This window comes from Streptomyces sp. NBC_01235, from assembly GCF_035989285.1.
GTDB lineage: Bacteria > Actinomycetota > Actinomycetes > Streptomycetales > Streptomycetaceae > Streptomyces.
Genome location: NZ_CP108513.1, coordinates 3,681,950 through 3,699,043, shown reverse-complemented (window position 1 = coordinate 3,699,043; position 17,094 = coordinate 3,681,950). Strand labels below are relative to the sequence as shown.

Genomic DNA, 17,094 nt, shown 5'->3' with positions numbered 1-17,094 from the left:
TCAGCCGTAGCGGTCGGCCGCCGGCTGTCAGCCGCAGCAGCCGCCGCCGCAACAACCGCCTCCGCCTCCGCCCCCGCCGCCCGCCCGGGGGGCGGGGGCGGACTTGGTGCCGCCCACGGCCACCGTTGAGAGAAGCTTCACTGTGTCGTCATGACCTGCGGGGCAGTCGGCGGGGTCGGCCGACCGCGCCATCGGACGGCTCAGTTCGAAGGTGTCGCCGCAGGTCCGGCAGCGGTACTCGTAGCGAGGCATGCCCCCAGGCTAGGCCCTTATGCTCGGACACGGCGTCAGCAGTTTGACCTCTGTTCACTTCTGTCGAATTCTTATGTGGAGAATTTGCGAAGGGCGCTGGTAATTTGAGAGCGCCGCACGAACCCCGAGGTCGGGAGGGTTCAAGGTTTGCGGCCGCGTCAACGGCAACCATGTCAGGCCCTCGTAAGTCTGTACGTCTGCCTGCGAGCAATACGGAGTGCGGAGGGAGACGCGTCGTGACCCAGGCGGGGCAGGGGGAGGAGCCCCAGGAGCCGGATGCCACCATGCAGTTGAAGGTCCCTGCCTCTTTCCAGGTGGACGAGACCATGCAACTGCGGGTGTCGGATATACCGGCCGTGCCGGACATATCCGAGGAGGGTGACGACGAGAAAGCGCGTTCCTCGAAAAACCGGCGGAAAGCCCCCCGTCCTTCCGTTTTTGCCCGAATTTCCGCTGTTCTGGGTCCCCGGCTGGCCCCGCTCGTCGCGGCACTCGCGCCGTACGTGGCTCGTGTCAAGCCGTACGCCCGCAAGCTGCGCCCGCAGTACCCGCGCCCGGGCCGTGCCGACTGGCGGCGCTGGATACCCTCCTGGCGGCAGTGCCTCGGCGGCGTCCTCGCCTCCATAGGCCTGAGCAGCCTGCTCCTGGTCGTCGCCTACGCGGCAACCGACATACCGGACAACATCAACTCGTACGCCACCCAGCAGGACAACGTGTACTTCTGGGCCGACGGGACACCGATGGCCCGCACCGGCTGGGTGCAGCGGCAGGCGATGCCGCTGAAGGACATCCCCGAGGACGTCCGCTGGGCAGTGCTCGCCGCGGAGAACGCGAGCTTCTACAGCGACCCCGGCATCTCCGTGAAGGGCATCAGCCGCGCCCTGTTCCGCACGATCGGCCAGGGCGACACCCAGGGCGGCTCGACGATCACCCAGCAGTACGTCAAGAACGTCTACCTGAACCAGAACCAGACGGTCAGCCGCAAGTTCACCGAGGCGATGATCGCCCTCAAGCTCGACAACCAGATGAGCAAGGACGACATCCTCGAGGGCTACCTCAACACCAGCTGGTTCGGCCGCGGCACCTACGGCATCCAGCGCGCCGCCCAGGCCTACTACGGCAAGGACGTCAGCGAACTCAACGCCAGCGAGGGCGCGTTCCTCGCCTCCCTCCTCAGGGGCGCGGGCCTGTACGACCCGACCCTGAGTTCGGCCAACCGCGCCCGGGCCGTCGAGCGCTGGTCGTGGACCCTGGACCGGATGGTCGAGATCGGCAAGCTGTCGAAGGCCGAGCGCGCCAAGTTCACGAAGTTCCCCGAGCCGCTCAAGTCCAACCCGCTGTACGACACCGGTGAGCAGAGCGACTACCTGGTGGAACTCGCCTCCCAGTACGCCAAGAAGGCCGGGAACATCTCCGACCAGGACTTCGATCTGGGCGGCTACCAGATCTACACGACCTTCGACAAGAAGCGCGAGACCCAGCTCACCGCCGCCGTCACCGCGGCCCGCAAGAAGGCCCTGAAGGACGACCCGAAGAACGCGGCCGCCGCGCACTACGGCGCCTCCTCGGTGGCCGCCGACGGGCGGATACTCGCCGTCTACGGCGGTCCCGACCACCGTACGCAGGGCTACAACGAGTCCAACGCCACGACCGTCCCCGCCGGTTCGGCCTTCCAGCCCTTCGTGTACGCGGCCGGCCTGGAGCACGGCATCCACAAGACCCGCGACGGGGAGACCACCGACGTCACCGGCGAGTCGCTCTACGACGGCGACAACAAGGTGCTGCTGACCACGCCCGAGGGCTTCTACTGGGACCGCAACGGCAAGAGGCTCGCCGCCGAGAACGACGGGGAGAGGTCCTACGGGCAGATCTCCCTGCACCGGGCGCTGGCACTGTCGGTGAACACGCCGTTCATGCAGCTCGGCATGGACACCGGCCTGGACGTGGTGCGCTCCACCGCCGAGAAGTCCGGGCTGCTGTCCTCCAGCTTCGGGGCGCAGGTGCCCGCCCTGTCCACGGGCAGCGCCACGCCCAGCGCGATCCGCATGGCGAGCGGCTACTCCACCTTCGCCGCGGGCGGCAAGCACACCGAGCCGTACTCGGTGCGCATGATCACCAAGAACGGCACCAAGGTCGTCCTGGACACCCCGGACGCGAGCCGCGCGTTCGGCGCCGACGTGGCCGAGGAGGTCAACTCCGCGCTCGCGGACTCCTTCAGCACCGCCCACCCGGACGACGTGCCCTCCTCGCAGGCGGAGGCCACCCGGTCCGGCTCGCTCGGCCAGGTGGCCGCAAAGAAGGGCACCACCCAGGACGACACCGCCGCCTGGTACGTCGGCACGGCCAAGGCCGTGTCCACGGCGGTCGTCGTCTACCGCATCGACCTCTCCAAGAGCCTCGAACCGCTTCCACTGAAGGGCATCGCCGGCACGACCGACGACAGCGTCCCGTACGGCATCTGGTCAGGTGCCATGAGCCCGCTCGGCTGACCACCGAACCGGGCACCCGCGTCCCCGAAACCGGAGAAATGATCCGCACATGAAGTCACCGTCGGGCCGCCGCCGCAAGGCCCCGGCAACAACACGCCGCCCCGCCGCCACGCACCCGGGGTTCCTGACGCTGGCGGCGCTCCTCGTCGTCGCGTCCCTGGTGGCCGGCTACGTGGTGCTCAACCGCACGGACAACACCCAGCCGACCGCTTCCGCGGGGAACAGCAAGAAGGCGTCGGCGGAGGCCACCAAGGAGCCGGAGTGGGACGGCAAGACCCACGTCCTGGGGGACGGCTCCACCTCGTACACCGGGCCGCAGACGGGCCGGTTGAAGCCGGTCCCGCTCAAGCCCGGTGAGAAACCGCCGCAGTTCGTCGTCTTCTCGTGGGACGGCGCGCTCATGGGGGACGACGGCCTCTTCGAGCACTACCGGAAGCTGGGCGAGGAGTACAACGCCAACATGACCTTCTTCCTCACGGGCATCTACCTGCTGCCCAAGAGCAAGAAGGACCTGTACTCCCCGCCGCAGCATTCCAAGGGCACGGCCGCGATCAGCTACCCCACCGACGAACACATCCGCACCACGCTGGAGCAGCTCGGCGAGGCGTGGAAGGAGGGGAACGAGATCGGCACCCACTTCAACGGCCACTTCTGCGGGGCGAAGGGCGGCAGCTTCTGGAGCGTCGACGAGTGGAAGAGCGAGATCGACCAGTTCTACGAGTTCGTGGAGAACTGGAAGACCAACACCGGCTACAAGGACATCCCCCCGCTGCCCTTCGACTTCAAGAAGGAGGTCACCGGCGGCCGGGCGCCCTGCCTGGAGGGCCAGACGAACCTCCTGAAGGCCGCCAAGAGCTACGGCTGGCGCTACGACGCGTCCAACCCGGGGGGCTTCCAGATCTGGCCGACGAAGAAGAACGGCCTCTGGGACTTCCCGCTCCAGGCGCTCCCGAACGGCGACGTCCAGTCCCTGTCCATGGACTTCAACTTCCTGGCCAACCAGTCCGACGGCCAGCCCGAGGGCGACCCCGCCAAGTACCCGGTGTGGGAGCAGGAGACCCTCGACTCCTACATGGCCGGCTTCAACCGCGTGTACTACGGCAGCCGCGCACCGCTGTTCATCGGCAACCACTTCGAGGAGTGGAACGGCGGCATCTACATGAAGGCCGTCGACCAGGTCATCGAGAACGTGTGCACCAAGAAGGACGTCAAGTGCGTGTCCTTCAAGGAGTTGGCCGACTGGATGGACGTGCAGTCGCCCGCGACGCTGGAGCGGATGCGCACCCTGGACCCGGCGCAGAATCCGGACTGGTCGACCGTCGTGAAGTGACGTTCGGGTCCCGGGCGCGGCGTAACCAAACCTCAACCGCAACCCTCTTCACACGAGCTGCACATGTCATGCAAAGATGCCCCTGCCCGGCATCCCTCCACGCCGGGGCAAGAGGGGAAACATCAGTGAAGTCAAGGAAATTGAGCGGGACCCGCCGCCGCGTCACGATACTCGGGGCAGCCGCGACCTCGGTCGTCGCCGGAGTCGCGCTGCTGCCCAACTGGTCCGCCGGTGCCGCGGTCGTCGACGACCCCACGGTCGACGCGAAGACCAAGGCCACCTTCCAGCGGCTGGCGGACGCGGTCTTCACCGACCGTACGGACGCGCTGGTCACCGGCGTGCAGGGCGACCGCGAGAAGCCGCTGACCAACGGCTTCTCCGGTGACGTCAAGCTGTCCTCCGGCACGGCCCGCACCGAGGACGCCACCCTGTCCTCGCTGGGGCAGCGCAAGGACAAGCTCGCCAAGGCCGGCGAGAAGTACAGCAAGGCCGCCACCACCGTCACCCTGAACGCCACGCGCGTGACGGGCCGTACGGCCAAGGCCGACGTCACCGAGACCACGACCCTGACCTACGCGCAGGCCCGCGGTGACGCGCCGAAGACCACCGGGTTCCAGGCCAAGCACGAGCTGACGTTCAAGGCCGACCGGCAGGGCAACTGGCAGCTGACGGGCATCCGTGACACCGAGCAGGGCGGTCTCGCGGTCAACACGCTCTCCAAGCCGACGTCCGTCAAGGCGACCACCGCCGACGACACCATGCCGAACGCCCCGCGCGCGGCGACCACCCGCAACCCGGCCGCCGTCGCGAAGACCGGCACCGCCTACGACTACACGGCGATGGCGACCTACGCCGAGAAGTACTGGAACGTCTACAACAAGGACTACCCGGACTACAACAACCACACCGCCGGCGGCGACTGCACCAACTTCGTCAGCCAGTCCCTGAAGGCGGGCGGCTGGAAGCACGTTCCCGGCTACGTGTACGACTACACCAAGTGGTTCGGCAACGCCGACATCCAGTCGGACTCGTTCGTCGGCGTCAACGAGTGGTCCTGGTTCGCCCAGAACTCCAAGCGGACCACCCCGCTGGCCAACGTCTACCAGCTCGAGGTCGGCGACGTCCTCCAGATGGACTTCGACCGGGACGGGTCCAAGGACCACACGATGATCGTCACGTACAAGAGCGGCGGCGTGCCGTACGTGACGTACCACTCGAACAACACCCTGCGCAGGTCGGTGGCGAGCCTCGTCGCGTCGTACCCGAACGCGTACTACTACGCCTACCGCACCTGATCCGGCCGACCCGTCACTCCTCGGGGTGACGGGCCCGCCAGTACGGGTTGTCGTGCGGCAGGGCCGACCCCACCCTGCCGTACATCCCGAAGACCATCAGCAGGATCCCGATCACGAAGCTGAGCATGCAGTTCTGGATCTTGAACGCCAGGAAGTTGTAGTCCGTCTCCAGCAGCGACATGTTCAAGAAGCCGCTGACGATGAACAGGACACCGAGGGTCATGTTCAGCGTGGACGCGAAGTTCCCGCCGATCACCATGCCCACGAAGAGCAGCAGCCCGACACCGACCGACAGCCAGCTCAGCGCGCCGTTGGTGTTGAGGCTCCACACCTCGTCCCCGCCGGTGTCGAAGAAGCCGATCGCGTCGATGATGCCGAAGATCCCGAAGACGACGAGACCCAGGCCCATCAGCCCGGCGCCGATCCGGTAGACCAGGTTCAGGCGGTGGTCGACGGGCAGATGGTCGTTGAGCTTGATCCGTCGCCCGGACCGGCCGTGCTGTACGTGTGTGGCCATCTCCGCCTCCCTGGGGGTGGACGTGCCGACGGGGGCCGTACGTACCTCTCAATATCCGCCCGCCGAGCGTCGGCGGCAATGTCACTGCCCGGTGCCGCGGTCCTCGCGGATGTGTGCCACCACGTCCGCCACCGCGTGCCGGACGGCCTCCGTCTCGGTCAGGAAGTGCCAGTAGTCGGGGTGCCGGCCCTCCAGCGTGGCGATCGCCCGCTCCAGCCGGGCCACCGAGTCGTCCAGCGGGCGCGCGTGCCGCGGATCGGGCGTGTTGCGGCCCGCCATGGCCAGCCGCTGCGCGTCCCGGATCGCGAACCGGGTCCGGTCGATCTCCGCCTGCGGGTCCTTCTGTACGGCGTTCAGCCTGGTCAGCCGGTCACCGGCGGCCGAGACCGCCTCGTCCGTGCTGTTCAGCAGCGCCCGCACCGTCGACAGCAGCGCGGTGGCGTCCGGCCAGCGCTGCGCGTCCCGCGCGGCCTGCGCCTCCTTCAGTTTAGCCTCGGCCTGCCGGACGTTCTCCCCGGCCTGGTCGGGGACGTGCTGGAGGTCCTGCCAGCAGGCCGCCGAGAACCGCCGCCGCAGCTCGCTGAGGATCGGCTCCACCTGCCCCGAGCGGGTCGTCAGCGCCTGTGCGCGCGTACGCAGCGAGACCAGCCGGTGGTCGATCTCGGCGGCCCGCTCCGGCAGCCGCCCGGCCTCCACGCGGACCGCCTCGGCCTCCCGCGACACCCGCTCCGCCCGCTCCAGGGTCTGCGGCACCCCGTGCTGCCCCGCGCCCTGGTTCAGCTTCGTCAGCTCGGGCGCGAGCGCGGCCAGCCGCGACGCGAGATGGTCCGCCCTGAGGCCGCTCTCCCGTACGGCGTCCAGTGCGTTGGACGCGGCCAGCAGCGCCTGCCGGGCCCGCTCCACGGCGGGCGCGAGCCGGGCCAGCTGGGTCTCCGCCTTGCCGAGCAGCGGGCCCAGCCCGTCGGCGAACCGGTCCAGCTCCTGCTTGACGCGACCCAACTCGTCCTTGGCTCGGGCCAGCTCGGTGCGCGCCTGGGCGGCCACCGAGGCCTCCAGGTCGTCCCGGTCGAGATCGTGGGCGTCGACGGCGTTGATGTACTGGTGGCTGGCCTCGTCGATGCGCCGGCCGACGGCCTCGAAGTCGGACACCGCGCGGCGGGCGGCCGGAGAGTCGTCCACCGCCATGATCGTCTCGATCGAGATCCGCAGGTCGCGCTGGGCGGTGTCCAGTTCGTAGAACGCGGCCGCCGCCGCGTCCTTGGCGGCCTGGGCCTCGGCCCGCTGACCCTCGGCCCGCCCGCCGAACCAGCGCCGGGTGCCGCCGCCGGCGAACGTGGCGGGCAGCGCGAGGGCGACCACGAGGGGGAGGGCGACGAGCGTGAGGGTGTCCTGGAGCGCGGTGCGCGGTGCTTTCCGCACGGGACGCCGTGCGCGCGGCACCAACGGCGAGTACGGCTGCGCTGGTGTCGCCGTCACATCCCTCTCCCGTGCTGTGATCCGCCCTGCCCGGTGTCATTCTCCCACCGGTTAAGGACGAACACACGGGCCCGTTAGTTCGCGATCCTGACGGTGACTTTCCCGTCGGCGGTGCGCGCGCTCACGACATGCGCGCTGGACTCGTCGCGCGGCACGGACACGTCCACCCCGCCGTCGTCGGTCTTCGTGGTCACCCGGTACTTCGCCTCGGGCAGCGCGATCGTCACCGAGCCGTCGTCGCTGACCGACTCCACCCGGTCCGGCACGGCGCTCAGGGTGAGGTGCACCGAGCCGTCCTTGGTGTGCGCGTTCATCGTGCGCGAGGAGACCTCGGCGCGTACGGAACCGTCGTCGCTGCGCAGCTCCAGTGGCCCGCTGGAGTCGGTGACGTGCACGGAGCCGTCCTTGGTGCGAACGCTCAGCGCGTCCCGGAAACCCTGCGCCCGGACGCTGCCGTCGTCGTCCTCGACCTTCACGGCGACACCCCTGGGCACCTCGATGCGGTGCTTGGCGGCGCAGTCGGCGACGACGCCGGAGCAGTGCATCCGCAGCGTCAGCCGGTCGTCCTTCATCGACCAGGCCACCTTCGGGCTCTTGCCGATGGTGACCGATCCCTGGAACCACCGGGTGACGTCGACCGTGCCCGCCTCGGCCGTGTCGGAGGCGACGATCTCCAGTGCCGAGTCGTCGGAGTCGATCGTGAGGGTGCTGCCCTGGAGGGCGAAGGACCGGTGGTCGGGATGCTCGTCGTCGTCGGCGGAGCTGCACCCGGTCGCGCCGGCGGCGAGGGCCACGACGGCGGCGGTGACGAGGACCGCGCGGGCTGGAACGGTCGTACGGGCCATGATGGTCTCCCCCTGGGCTGTTTGGCGATGCGATGACGACCCTAGGGAGATCCCGACCGCCGGACGATCCGGCACGCTCCCGGATCCGGGGTGGGGGTAACCGTTCCTAGAGACTGAGCGGGAGTGAGTCCTGTCGCCAGGGCTCATGCTCGGCCGAACGCCCCGGACGGTGTTGGGCGTTCTGGTTGCCCGCGTTCGCTCCGCGTCCGGGCGGCACGGATCGTGTCCGTGGTCCGGGGATGCGGGGGCGGGTTCCCTCACGCCCAGGAACCCCCGGTCTGGCCTGGACGGTCCGATGCCCCACCGCATCACTCCGGTGCTGTGGGGGCGGTGCCGTCCGTCGCCGGATCGGGTGTCCCTGGGCGCGCCTTCCGATCGCCACGGCAGCAGCCTCGTGGCGAGTGGTTGTGCGGGTGGTGCTGGTGAGGGGCTTCTGCCAGTGCTGGGCGCCCCACCGGCTGGTGTAAGCCGGGTCGACGGCGATGACCGCGACACCCGTGGCGTCGGCCATCGACGCCAGCCGGGCGCGGAGCTTCCCGGTGGGCATGCCGGAGACCAGCTGCCGGAAGCGTTTCCTGCGGCCGTGCTTCTCCCGGGTCTTCTCCGCGCCGAAGTCCAGATCCTCCACCGCGATCGCCTTCACACCGCACGCGCGGGCCCAGTGCAGGAGGCGGGTGAGGGCGTGGCGGACCTGGGCATCCCGGTGCTGGGCGGTACCGGAAAGGGCATAGACGAAACGGTGCGGGGCGCCGGCCGGGTTGCCGTGGATGTCCAGGCGCCAGGCGGCCAGATGGTCGGCGTTCATGTCGACGCCGATCACGCCGTGGGCGAGCGCGGCATCGATGGGGAGGGTGGGGGTGGGCGGGATCTGCCAGGAGGCGGTCACATACCAGCGGTCCCGGCCGGTATTCAGGTGGATGCGGTAGGCGATCGCCCGGTTGGCCGCGACGCGGTCCGCCCACTCGGTGCCCCGGTGCGCGAACGTGACCCGGCAGGCCAGGACGTACCGTCCGTGCGGGGCGTTGGCCAGATACGCGAGCGGCGCGGGGAGTTTGATGCTCACCTCGCCGTCGGGGCCGACGCGGATCGTCTCGTTGCCGTAAAGCTTGCCGCACTCCCCGTCCGCCTGGCAGAACCAGCGCTCGGCCTCCCAGCGTCTCCGCCATCCGGACTCGGTGAGCTGGGCCGCCTCCAGGTGGTGCCGGGCACGGGCCAGGCGCTTGCCGCCGCGTACGACGTGCACAACTCCGGCCTCGCGGTCGGCCCGCGCGGCAGTCAGCCGGTCTTCCAGCACCCGCAGCCGCCTCGACTTGGCATGCCACTCCCGCCGCGACCGGTACCCCCCGGGCGCCTTCTTGGTTCCCTTCTGCCCGATCGGCAGGGACAGCCGGTGCGTCAGCGTGCGGATGCCCGCTTCCAGATTCTGGAGGTGCGCCGACTGGCAGCGGCGGGCCAGCGCCCACTGGTCGTGCGACGCCTTGGTGATTGCCCCGGCCCAGCGCGACGACGAGAACGGCGTCAGCTCCCGCTTACGCACCGCCCACGTCCCGGCGGAGTGCGCCAGGCCGTCCCGGCAGCGCGCCTTGAGATCCTTCGAGGCCAGCGACCCCAGATGCGCGCCCACCAGCCGCAGCACCTTCTCATCGTCCGGCGTCAGGTCTTTCAGGCGGGTCCGGACGGCCACACCAGACGGCCCGGGAGTGACGAACGACGGCGTCACACTCCTCAGCTCACCCACCCCGTCACCCCCACCCGAAGATCCCGTCGCCATGGGAAACGAGCGTCACCCGTAAAGGTCACGCATTCGACGCGAGAACGTCAGTTCCCCATCGAAAACCGAGCTCACGGCCGCGCAGTGCCACGGCACAGACCACCCCACACCCACTCCCGCCCACCAGAACACTCTTGAACACACTCCAGCGGCAGCAGCTGCGAACCCCCGGGAAATCCCCGGGCGGGTACGGGTTTGCCGGACACAGGCCCCGGCAATGTAGGCTGTCGACTCGTCCTGGGTGCGTAGCTCAGGGGTAGAGCGCCTGCCTTACAAGCAGGATGTCGGCGGTTCGAAACCGTCCGCGCCCACCAGGAGAGGGAAAGGGCCCCCGGAGAGATCCGGGGGCCCTTTCGCGTGTCCCGTTCCTACTCGCCGTCCTGCGGCGGGGTCTCGTGGGCGTGTTTGAGGCTCATGCGGGCCTCGACTCGGTCCGCGGTGGCGATCTCCGCCCAGAAGCGGTGGCAGCTCACGAACACCGCCAGCTCGTGCTCCCGGCGCCGGAGCTTCTCCACCTCGGCCTGTTCGTCGGCCGTCCAGCCTGGGGAGGCGGGACGCTCGGCCTTGCGCCAGCCCCCGGCGTCACTGAAGCCGTCCAGGGGCTCGACCGACCAGGGAAGCCGCTTCAGCAGGGCCGACAGCTCGGCCCGGACCTGATGCAGCTCCTCCTGACCGGCGCGCAGGTCGCTGGGAAAGTCATAGGTCGTAGCCACGCGGCAATGGTACGCCTGTTCGAATTTGACTGGCGAGCTCCTTCGGGGTGTTCGTGTGAACCTATGTTCGATTGAATGGCTCAGGAGGCGGCGTCGGCCCGGCGCTGCCGCAGGATCCCGATGCCGAGCCGGTCCGTCGTGTCCGGGTCCGCGTTGAGGCGATGGACCAGCACCCAACTCCCGTACACCATCGCCCCGGTGAACAGCGAGGCGTACCAGGTGGCACCGTCGGCGAGCGCGGGCGCGGCTCCGGGCGTCAGGACGCAGGTCGGGACGCGAAGGCGCACGAGGGGGCTCACCTCGTGGCGGCCGGCGGCACGGCGCATGCGGGGGTGCCGCCGGGCAGGCGGTGGCGGTTGCGGGACACCCAGCGGTAGACCACGCGGGCGCAGGAGCGCACGCCGGGCAGCCGGACGATGGCCCCGAGCACGCGGTACGCCGAGGACGGCGAGGTGGCCACATAGCGGGCCAGCGCGTCCGCCCCGCCCGCCAGGACGGTGCCGCCGCGCAGCAACAGGACCTCCCGGTCGAGGCGTTCGAGGTGCGGGCTGGTCACCTCGGCGGGCAGGAACTGCCACGGGACCGCCTCGATGCCCGGCCTCGCGAGGGCGCGGACGCGGTCGACGGAGGTCTGGCAGAAGCCGCAGTCGCCGTCATAGGCGAGCACGGGCCGTGGTGCCGACGGGGCTTCGGGGTGGGTCACGACTTCTCCGTCCACTGTTCGAGCAACGCCTCTTGTTCAGTCTCGCGCGGGGCACGCGATCCGCGGTGGTTCCTCAGCGGGTCCGTCAACGTCGAAGGGGACGCCGTGCCCCGCGCGAAGCGCTCGCCCGGCACGAGGATGCCGAGCGGGAAGTACACCAGGAACACGACCGGGGCGTAGGTCCCGGTGACGACCAGGAAGTCGTTGCCGTAGACCGACTCGGAGACTCCGGGAAAGGCGAACTCGGGCACGCGCATGACGTAGAAGAGCGCGGTGCGTGCTGCCTCCACGGGCCCCGGACGCCGGCGGCCCCGATGACGGCCTCGGAGCGGTCGGTTGTGGTCGTCCTGCTGGAACCCCGATGTCAGACCCCGGACCTAGGGTGACGCGTATGGATGAACGGGATGTTGACCAGGTGCGGCTGGTGCCCTGGGCGGAGGGCGACTTCTGGCTGTTGCGGCGGACCAACAGCCCCGAGATGACCGAGCACCTCGGCGGACCGGAGAGCGAGGAGAAGCTCGCCGACCGGCACCGGCGGTATGTCGCCCTGTCCGACGGGTGCATGTACCGGATCACGCTCACGGCCGGCGGGGAGACCGTCGGCTCGATCGGGTACTGGGAGCGCGAGTGGCGAGGCGGGAAGGTGTGGGAGACGGGCTGGGGGATCCTGCCCGAGTTCCAGGGCAGAGGCCTCGCCGCGCTGGCGGCCCTGGCGCTCGTGGACGTCGTCCGACGGACGGGCGGCCACCCGGCCCTGCACGCGTTCCCCGCCGTGGACCATCCTGCGTCCAACGGGGTGTGCCGCAAGGCCGGGTTCACTCTCCTCGGTCAGGTCGACTTCGAGTACCCGAAGGGCAACTGGATCAGCTCCAACGACTGGTACGTCGACCTGCGGAGCAATGGAACCGCCGGTCCCGCCGGGTCCGGCGCTCCCGCCGGTCCTACCGAGTAGCGTCCGCCAACTCCCGTACCAGGCGCGTCGTCACCGGCACCGGGACCCCGTGCCGCTCGGCCGCGCGCAGCAACGCGCCGCCGATGGCGTCGAGTTCGAGCGGGCGGCCCGCCTCGGCGTCGCGCTGCATGGAGGACTTGGTGGTGGGCTCGAAGGAGCCGTACAGGGTGAGGGCCCGCACCGGGTCGGCCGGCGCGCCACAGGCGCGGCTGACGGCGGCGGTCTCCTCGACCAGGGCGGTCAGCTGGGCGCGGTGATGTTCGAGGACGCCGCCCATGGGGAGGCCGTATCGGGTGGTGAGGAGGGCGAAGGGGGCGAGGAACGCCATCTTCGCCCACAGGGCGGCTGTCTCGTCCGGATGTACCTGGATGATCGGGTCGACCGTGGCCAGGGCCTTCGCCAGCGCGTCCAGCCGGTCGCGGGGTACCTCGTCGCCGGAGAGGTCGATGCCTGTGAAGCGGCTGCTCTGCTCGATCACGCCGGGAGCGACCCGCGTCGACTCGACGCGGATGACGGCGGGGGCCACCCGGTCCGGGCGGTGGAAGGAGCGGAGGGCCGCTGGGTGCTCGATCCCGTTCAGGAACGGCACGAGGAGGGCGTCACCGAGCGCCGGGGCCGGGATGCGGGTCAGGGCCGCGTCGAGGGCGGTGTGTTTGACGGCGATCAGGACCGCGTCGACCGTGGCGCGCAGCTCGGTGTCCGCGTCGACGCGGGCCGTGAAGTCGCCGAAGCAGAGGCTGCGGACGCGGATGCCGTGCGTGCGGAGGGTCGTGACCGTCTCCTCGCCCGCCAGGCAGGTCACGCGGTGGCCTGCCTGGGACAGGACGGCCGCGAGCAGGCCGCCCACCCCGCCGGGGCCGAGCACGGCAAAGCTGAGCATGTCGTTCGCCATGATGCTGTTGTTCCTCTCGTCGGTCGGCCCCGCGGGTGCGGTGGCCGCCTCGGACGTGATCATGGCACGCGGCCGGGGTCCCGGGGGAGACTGGGGACATGTGCCGGAGTATCAAGACGCTGCGTCCCCCCGCCCTGCCCGAAGAGGCCACGGAGGACGAGATTCGCGCCGCAGCCCTGCAGTACGTACGCAAGGTGTCCGGCTTCCGGGCGCCGGCCGAGCACAACCGGGAGGTGTTCGAGAGAGCGGTCGAGGTCGTCGCCGCGGCCACGGCGGAGCTGCTGGACGGGCTGGAGGTGCGCGGGACGCACCGGTCGACGGCCGCGTGACTCAGCCGGCGGTCGTGCCTTGACGGCCTGACCGGCAGGCGTGGCGCAGCGGCCGCAGCGAGGCGGTGGGTACCGGGAACGGCCCGGTCACGCAGGCTGCCGTCGCATCACGTACGCCGCGCCCGCGCCCGCGCCGACCAGCGCGAGCACCGACACCCCCGTCGCCAGCCAGGTCGTGCCGAGCCAGTGCGCGCCGAAGTAGCCGAGGGCGGCGCTGTAGCCCGCCCAGGACAGGCCGGCCAGCGCGGACCAGGGGAGGAAGTCGCGGGGGCGGCGATGGGCGGCGCCCGCGATGAGGGAGACGACGGAGCGGCCGGCCGGGGCGAAGCGGGCCAGGACGACCAGGACGCCGCCGCCGCGGGCCAGCGCCTCGCCGAGACGTTCCTGCGCGGTGGTCAGCCGGCGGGAGCGGGAGATCGCCCGGTCCAGGCGCTCACCGCCGCGCCAGGCCAGCCGGTAGGCGACCAGGTCGCCCAGCACCGAGGCGGTCGTCGCGGAGAGGATCAGCACCATGATGTCCGGGACGTCGTTCGGCACCTGGCCGGTCGCCGCGCCCGAGCCCGCCGCCGCGGCTGTCGCCGCCGTGATGACGAGCACTCCGCTGGGCAGCACCGGCAGGAACACGTCGAGGAGGACCGACAGGCCCACCACCGCGTAGATCCAGGGGCTGCCGAGCAACGCCCCCACACTCTCGAACACCGCAGACTCCCCGTGTCTCCCCCGTGACGGCCGACCGTGCCGCTGTGTCGCGAGGGAGCGGCAGGTGCGGCCAATGACAGCCATACAGCGTACGCCTGGGGTGTGACAGCGGATTCACGGGGGGCTCGTGCGTTCGGCACAGCACGTTCACCTACGGCCGCGAGCCACGACCGCCCGGGCGCCGACGGAGCCCGGGCGGTCGCGGATCACGATGCGGTTCGGCGCAGGTGGTCAGGCGGCGACTTCGGCCTTCTGTGCCGAGGGCTCCCGCTCGGTGACCGTGCGGCCCGCGAACAGGCGGTCCAGGCCGAGGGCGCCGGAACCGGTGAAGATCAGCAGCAGGAAGGCCCAGCAGAACATCGCCGAGGCCTCTCCGCCGTTCTCCATCGGCCACAGGGCGTTGGGCTGGTGCACGTCGAAGTACGCGTACGCCATGGAGCCCGAGGCCAGGAACGCGGCGGCCCGGGTGCCGAGGCCGAGCAGCACCAGGCTGCCGCAGACGAGCTGGATCACGGCCGCGTACCAGCCGGGCCAGGTGCCGGCGTCGATGGTGCCGCCCTTGGTGCCCACGGCGCCGCCGAGGACGCCGAAGAGCGAGGCCGCGCCGTGGCAGGCGAAGAGCAGGCCTACGACGACGCGGAAGAGGCCGACCGCGTAGGGCTGTGCGGTGTTGAGGCGAGCGGACATGGTGGGGGGTGCTCCTTCGGTGTCGGTCTGGACCGGTCCCGGAAAAGGGGAATGGACCGGCCGGTGGGCGCGGCGGTACCGAATGAGCGACTCACGTTAGGCGGCCCTAATCGATGCTTACAAGTTCAACTTTTGGCCACGGTTCAGGTTCCGTTCGAGGCTCCGTTTCCGCCTTCGTGGCACGTAGAACGGCTCTCGCCACCGCGTCCGCGTCCGAAAGTGTGACCGAATCCACCCCTGGGCGGGCTCCCGCCGCGGTGACCCAGTGCACGCCCTCCGTGGGCACTCCGAAGGCGAACCTCCTTGTGTGCGACCGACCCTGACTGTCGATCAGATGGTAGGGGCGCTGTGTTACGTCCAGTCCCCCGGTCACGTAACCGTCCACCGTGTGGGGGCGGCACTGTCCGGTCTTGAGCAGCCGGGCCAGCAGGCCGTCGGCGGTGCGGCGCACGTCCGTCTCCGGGAGCCGGGCTTCTATGAGGGTCGTCACGCGGACGTCCGAGCCCGGCACCTCCGGCGAGTGCGCCCGCCAGGCCCCGTCCTCCTCCCGCACCTCCAGCCGGGGGCCGAGCACCTCCACCACCCCCGCCTCCACCAGGGCGGTCAGCTCCTCGACGCGGCGGCGGGGCGGCCCGATGGACAGGAACGCGTTGAGCGGGGTGTACCAGCGGTCCAGGTGGTCCCGGCGGGAGGCGCCGGGCAGACCGGCGTGGTCGACGATCAGCCGCAGCTCGTTGCGCAGGTCGCGCAGCACGTCCAGGGCCGCCTTCGAGGGACCGTCCACATTGCCCCGGGCGGCTTCCTCCGCGTCCCTGCGCAGATACGCCAGCAGCCAGTCCCGCCACTGCCCCCGGTGCGCGAACCGGCGTTCCGTATACGGCCGCGAGATCCGGTCCCAGCTCCAGCGGTCGGCCTCGGACACCCCGAACTCGTCGAGTATCAGGGCCTCTTGGGGATGGCGGTGCGGGACGGCGAGGAAGCGGTCCGCGAACCGGTCCGTGAAGCCGGGCCGTTGTGACTCCCGCACCAGGGCCGTGTAGTAGACCGTCTCCACCTCCTTCGCCACCAACGGCCATATCTCGGCCAGGAAGTCGGGCGCCTCACCGGAGTCCGCGCGCTTGCGGAACCCCGCGATCACCTCGGGGGTCAGCACGAGCGGGGTGTGACGCCCGTACGGACCCTTGGCGTTGTCGCCGCGCGCCTGGTACGGGATGCCGCGCCGGGAGCCGGCGTACAGGCGCGGCTCGTGACCGGAGGGCAGGTAGCGCAGGCCCTGCGGGGCGGGGACGAAGCGGCCGCCCCGGCCGGTCGTCAGCAGGGCCATGTGGTCGAAGAAGTTCAGTCCCAGGCCGCGCAGCAGGACCGGTTCGCCGGGGGCGAGCGCGGAGAGGTCGACGTCGGCCGGATTGGCGGGCGGGACATGGCGCAGGCCGTGCCGTTCGGCGTAGGCGGCCTGGCGCTGCCGGGCGGTGTCGGCGACCACCGGCAGATGGCCCTGGGCGAGGACGACGGCGGACAGGCCGAGCAGGACACGGCCGTCGTCCAGGGTGAGGACCTGACGGCCGTCGGCGGCGTCGTCGAGCCGGACCGCGCGCGCCGCGTGCGTCTCGACGCGCACCGAGGACGGGGCCCGGCGCACGGTCCGCGCGAACACCCACTCCAGGTAGCGGCCGTAGTGCGCGCGGGTCGGGTACTCGTCCGGGCCCAGTTCGCCGCCCGCCCACTCGTACAGGCTCGGGCCCGGACGGATCGGGCCCGCGCAGTCCACGCTGTCGTCGGTGAACAGGGTCACCTGCGAGGCCACGGTGTTCATCAGCAGCTCCCGCGACTGCGCGGTGCGCCACACGCGGCCCGGTCCCGGTGGGGCGGGATCGACGACGTGGACCGTCAGCCGGACCCCGGGCGGCAGCAGCTCGGGAGCGGAGGCGCACAGACGTTCCAGGACGCTGGTGCCGCGCGGCCCGGCGCCGACGAGGGCGACGGCGAGATCGGCGGAATGGCCGACGTGGTCGGCGTTCACTGAGGGCAAGGGGGTGACTCCCGGGCGTGTGGGGGCGCGATGGAGCAGGCCGTCCGCCGGGGCTCGAGGGAAGCGGACGGTCCGCCTCATCATGCCTCCCCCGAACTCTTCGAGCACGGGGGGA

18 protein-coding genes and 1 tRNA gene are annotated in these 17,094 nt (G+C 70.7%); 6 read left to right on the top strand and 13 right to left on the bottom strand.

Annotation, left to right across the window (positions count from 1 at the left end; all coding sequences use genetic code 11):
- Window positions 1–27: 27 nt before the first annotated feature.
- Window positions 28–252, bottom strand: coding sequence for an FmdB family zinc ribbon protein (locus tag OG289_RS16205; RefSeq protein WP_327314726.1), 225 nt, complete (start codon window positions 250–252; stop codon window positions 28–30).
- Between the two features lie 284 nt (window positions 253–536).
- Between OG289_RS16205 and OG289_RS16200 the strand changes: the two genes are divergently transcribed.
- From OG289_RS16200 to OG289_RS16190, 3 genes are all read left to right on the top strand, one after another.
- Entirely contained in the window at window positions 537–2,741 is a 2,205-nt protein-coding gene (locus tag OG289_RS16200; RefSeq protein WP_327320697.1) for a transglycosylase domain-containing protein, read from the top strand.
- A gap of 49 nt (window positions 2,742–2,790) precedes the next feature.
- Entirely contained in the window at window positions 2,791–4,071 is a 1,281-nt protein-coding gene (locus OG289_RS16195; protein WP_327314725.1) for a hypothetical protein, read from the top strand.
- A 125-nt stretch (window positions 4,072–4,196) separates the two neighbouring features.
- Window positions 4,197–5,366, top strand: a complete 1,170-nt coding sequence (locus tag OG289_RS16190; RefSeq protein WP_327314724.1) for an amidase domain-containing protein — start codon at window positions 4,197–4,199, stop codon at window positions 5,364–5,366.
- 13 nt (window positions 5,367–5,379) lie between these two features.
- On the opposite strand, the gene OG289_RS16185 is transcribed toward OG289_RS16190, so the two are convergent.
- The 4 genes from OG289_RS16185 to OG289_RS16170 form a co-directional block, all read right to left on the bottom strand.
- Window positions 5,380–5,883 carry a DUF4383 domain-containing protein gene (locus OG289_RS16185; protein WP_327314723.1) on the bottom strand — a complete coding sequence of 168 codons (504 nt, stop codon included), beginning with the start codon at window positions 5,881–5,883 and terminating at the stop codon, window positions 5,380–5,382.
- Between the two features lie 81 nt (window positions 5,884–5,964).
- The gene (locus tag OG289_RS16180) at window positions 5,965–7,359 is read right to left on the bottom strand and encodes a hypothetical protein (RefSeq protein ID WP_327314722.1); all 1,395 of its coding nucleotides are present in this window, start codon (window positions 7,357–7,359) and stop codon (window positions 5,965–5,967) included.
- Window positions 7,360–7,433: 74 nt separating this feature from the next.
- Complete coding sequence (locus OG289_RS16175) at window positions 7,434–8,204, bottom strand: DUF4097 family beta strand repeat-containing protein (protein ID WP_327314721.1); 771 nt, start codon at window positions 8,202–8,204, stop codon at window positions 7,434–7,436.
- 106 nt (window positions 8,205–8,310) lie between these two features.
- The gene (locus tag OG289_RS16170; protein WP_327314720.1) at window positions 8,311–9,840 is read right to left on the bottom strand and encodes a transposase; all 1,530 of its coding nucleotides are present in this window, start codon (window positions 9,838–9,840) and stop codon (window positions 8,311–8,313) included.
- A gap of 374 nt (window positions 9,841–10,214) precedes the next feature.
- Between OG289_RS16170 and OG289_RS16165 the strand changes: the two genes are divergently transcribed.
- A tRNA-Val gene (locus tag OG289_RS16165) sits at window positions 10,215–10,289 on the top strand.
- 54 nt (window positions 10,290–10,343) lie between these two features.
- On the opposite strand, the gene OG289_RS16160 is transcribed toward OG289_RS16165, so the two are convergent.
- The 4 genes from OG289_RS16160 to OG289_RS16145 all read right to left on the bottom strand — a co-directional run bounded on the left by OG289_RS16160 (window position 10,344) and on the right by OG289_RS16145 (window position 11,681).
- A complete protein-coding gene (locus OG289_RS16160; protein WP_327314719.1) occupies window positions 10,344–10,688 on the bottom strand; it encodes a hypothetical protein in 345 nt (114 codons plus the stop codon).
- A gap of 80 nt (window positions 10,689–10,768) precedes the next feature.
- On the bottom strand, window positions 10,769–10,975 hold the full coding sequence (locus tag OG289_RS16155; protein ID WP_327314718.1) for a hypothetical protein: 207 nt from the start codon (window positions 10,973–10,975) through the stop codon (window positions 10,769–10,771).
- Between the two features lie 8 nt (window positions 10,976–10,983).
- A complete protein-coding gene (locus OG289_RS16150; protein ID WP_327314717.1) occupies window positions 10,984–11,391 on the bottom strand; it encodes a thiol-disulfide oxidoreductase DCC family protein in 408 nt (135 codons plus the stop codon).
- Window positions 11,388–11,681: a hypothetical protein gene (locus tag OG289_RS16145; protein WP_327314716.1), complete on the bottom strand. Its 294-nt coding sequence runs from the start codon at window positions 11,679–11,681 to the stop codon at window positions 11,388–11,390. Before OG289_RS16145 ends, OG289_RS16150 begins: the two co-directional genes overlap by 4 nt.
- Window positions 11,682–11,782: 101 nt before the next feature.
- Between OG289_RS16145 and OG289_RS16140 the strand changes: the two genes are divergently transcribed.
- Window positions 11,783–12,343 (top strand): GNAT family N-acetyltransferase, encoded by a 561-nt coding sequence (locus tag OG289_RS16140; protein WP_327314715.1) that lies wholly within the window; start codon window positions 11,783–11,785, stop codon window positions 12,341–12,343.
- Here OG289_RS16140 and OG289_RS16135 read toward each other — a convergent pair.
- Entirely contained in the window at window positions 12,333–13,235 is a 903-nt protein-coding gene (locus OG289_RS16135; RefSeq protein ID WP_327320696.1) for a ketopantoate reductase family protein, read from the bottom strand. The two genes, OG289_RS16140 and OG289_RS16135, sit on opposite strands and share 11 nt — an antisense overlap.
- Before the next feature lie 98 nt (window positions 13,236–13,333).
- On the opposite strand from OG289_RS16135, the gene OG289_RS16130 reads away from it, so the two are divergent.
- A complete protein-coding gene (locus tag OG289_RS16130; protein ID WP_327314714.1) occupies window positions 13,334–13,564 on the top strand; it encodes a DUF2277 domain-containing protein in 231 nt (76 codons plus the stop codon).
- 87 nt (window positions 13,565–13,651) lie between these two features.
- Here OG289_RS16130 and OG289_RS16125 read toward each other — a convergent pair whose 3' ends face one another.
- The 3 genes from OG289_RS16125 to OG289_RS16115 all read right to left on the bottom strand — a co-directional run bounded on the left by OG289_RS16125 (window position 13,652) and on the right by OG289_RS16115 (window position 16,979).
- Window positions 13,652–14,263, bottom strand: a complete 612-nt coding sequence (locus tag OG289_RS16125; protein WP_327314713.1) for a DedA family protein — start codon at window positions 14,261–14,263, stop codon at window positions 13,652–13,654.
- A gap of 231 nt (window positions 14,264–14,494) precedes the next feature.
- Window positions 14,495–14,950: a DoxX family protein gene (locus OG289_RS16120; RefSeq protein ID WP_327314712.1), complete on the bottom strand. Its 456-nt coding sequence runs from the start codon at window positions 14,948–14,950 to the stop codon at window positions 14,495–14,497.
- A gap of 106 nt (window positions 14,951–15,056) precedes the next feature.
- Window positions 15,057–16,979 carry an FAD/NAD(P)-binding protein gene (locus OG289_RS16115; RefSeq protein WP_442818906.1) on the bottom strand — a complete coding sequence of 641 codons (1,923 nt, stop codon included), beginning with the start codon at window positions 16,977–16,979 and terminating at the stop codon, window positions 15,057–15,059.
- Between the last annotated feature and the right edge of the window lie 115 nt (window positions 16,980–17,094).

Coding starts and splice junctions, on each gene's coding strand:
- OG289_RS16205 (WP_327314726.1), bottom strand. CDS start 252: ATGCCTCGCTACGAGTACCGCTGCCGGACCTGCGGCGACACCTTCGAA.
- OG289_RS16200 (WP_327320697.1), top strand. CDS start 537: ATGCAGTTGAAGGTCCCTGCCTCTTTCCAGGTGGACGAGACCATGCAA.
- OG289_RS16195 (WP_327314725.1), top strand. CDS start 2,791: ATGAAGTCACCGTCGGGCCGCCGCCGCAAGGCCCCGGCAACAACACGC.
- OG289_RS16185 (WP_327314723.1), bottom strand. CDS start 5,883: ATGGCCACACACGTACAGCACGGCCGGTCCGGGCGACGGATCAAGCTC.
- OG289_RS16175 (WP_327314721.1), bottom strand. CDS start 8,204: ATGGCCCGTACGACCGTTCCAGCCCGCGCGGTCCTCGTCACCGCCGCC.
- OG289_RS16140 (WP_327314715.1), top strand. CDS start 11,783: ATGGATGAACGGGATGTTGACCAGGTGCGGCTGGTGCCCTGGGCGGAG.
- OG289_RS16135 (WP_327320696.1), bottom strand. CDS start 13,235: ATGGCGAACGACATGCTCAGCTTTGCCGTGCTCGGCCCCGGCGGGGTG.
- OG289_RS16130 (WP_327314714.1), top strand. CDS start 13,334: ATGTGCCGGAGTATCAAGACGCTGCGTCCCCCCGCCCTGCCCGAAGAG.
- OG289_RS16120 (WP_327314712.1), bottom strand. CDS start 14,950: ATGTCCGCTCGCCTCAACACCGCACAGCCCTACGCGGTCGGCCTCTTC.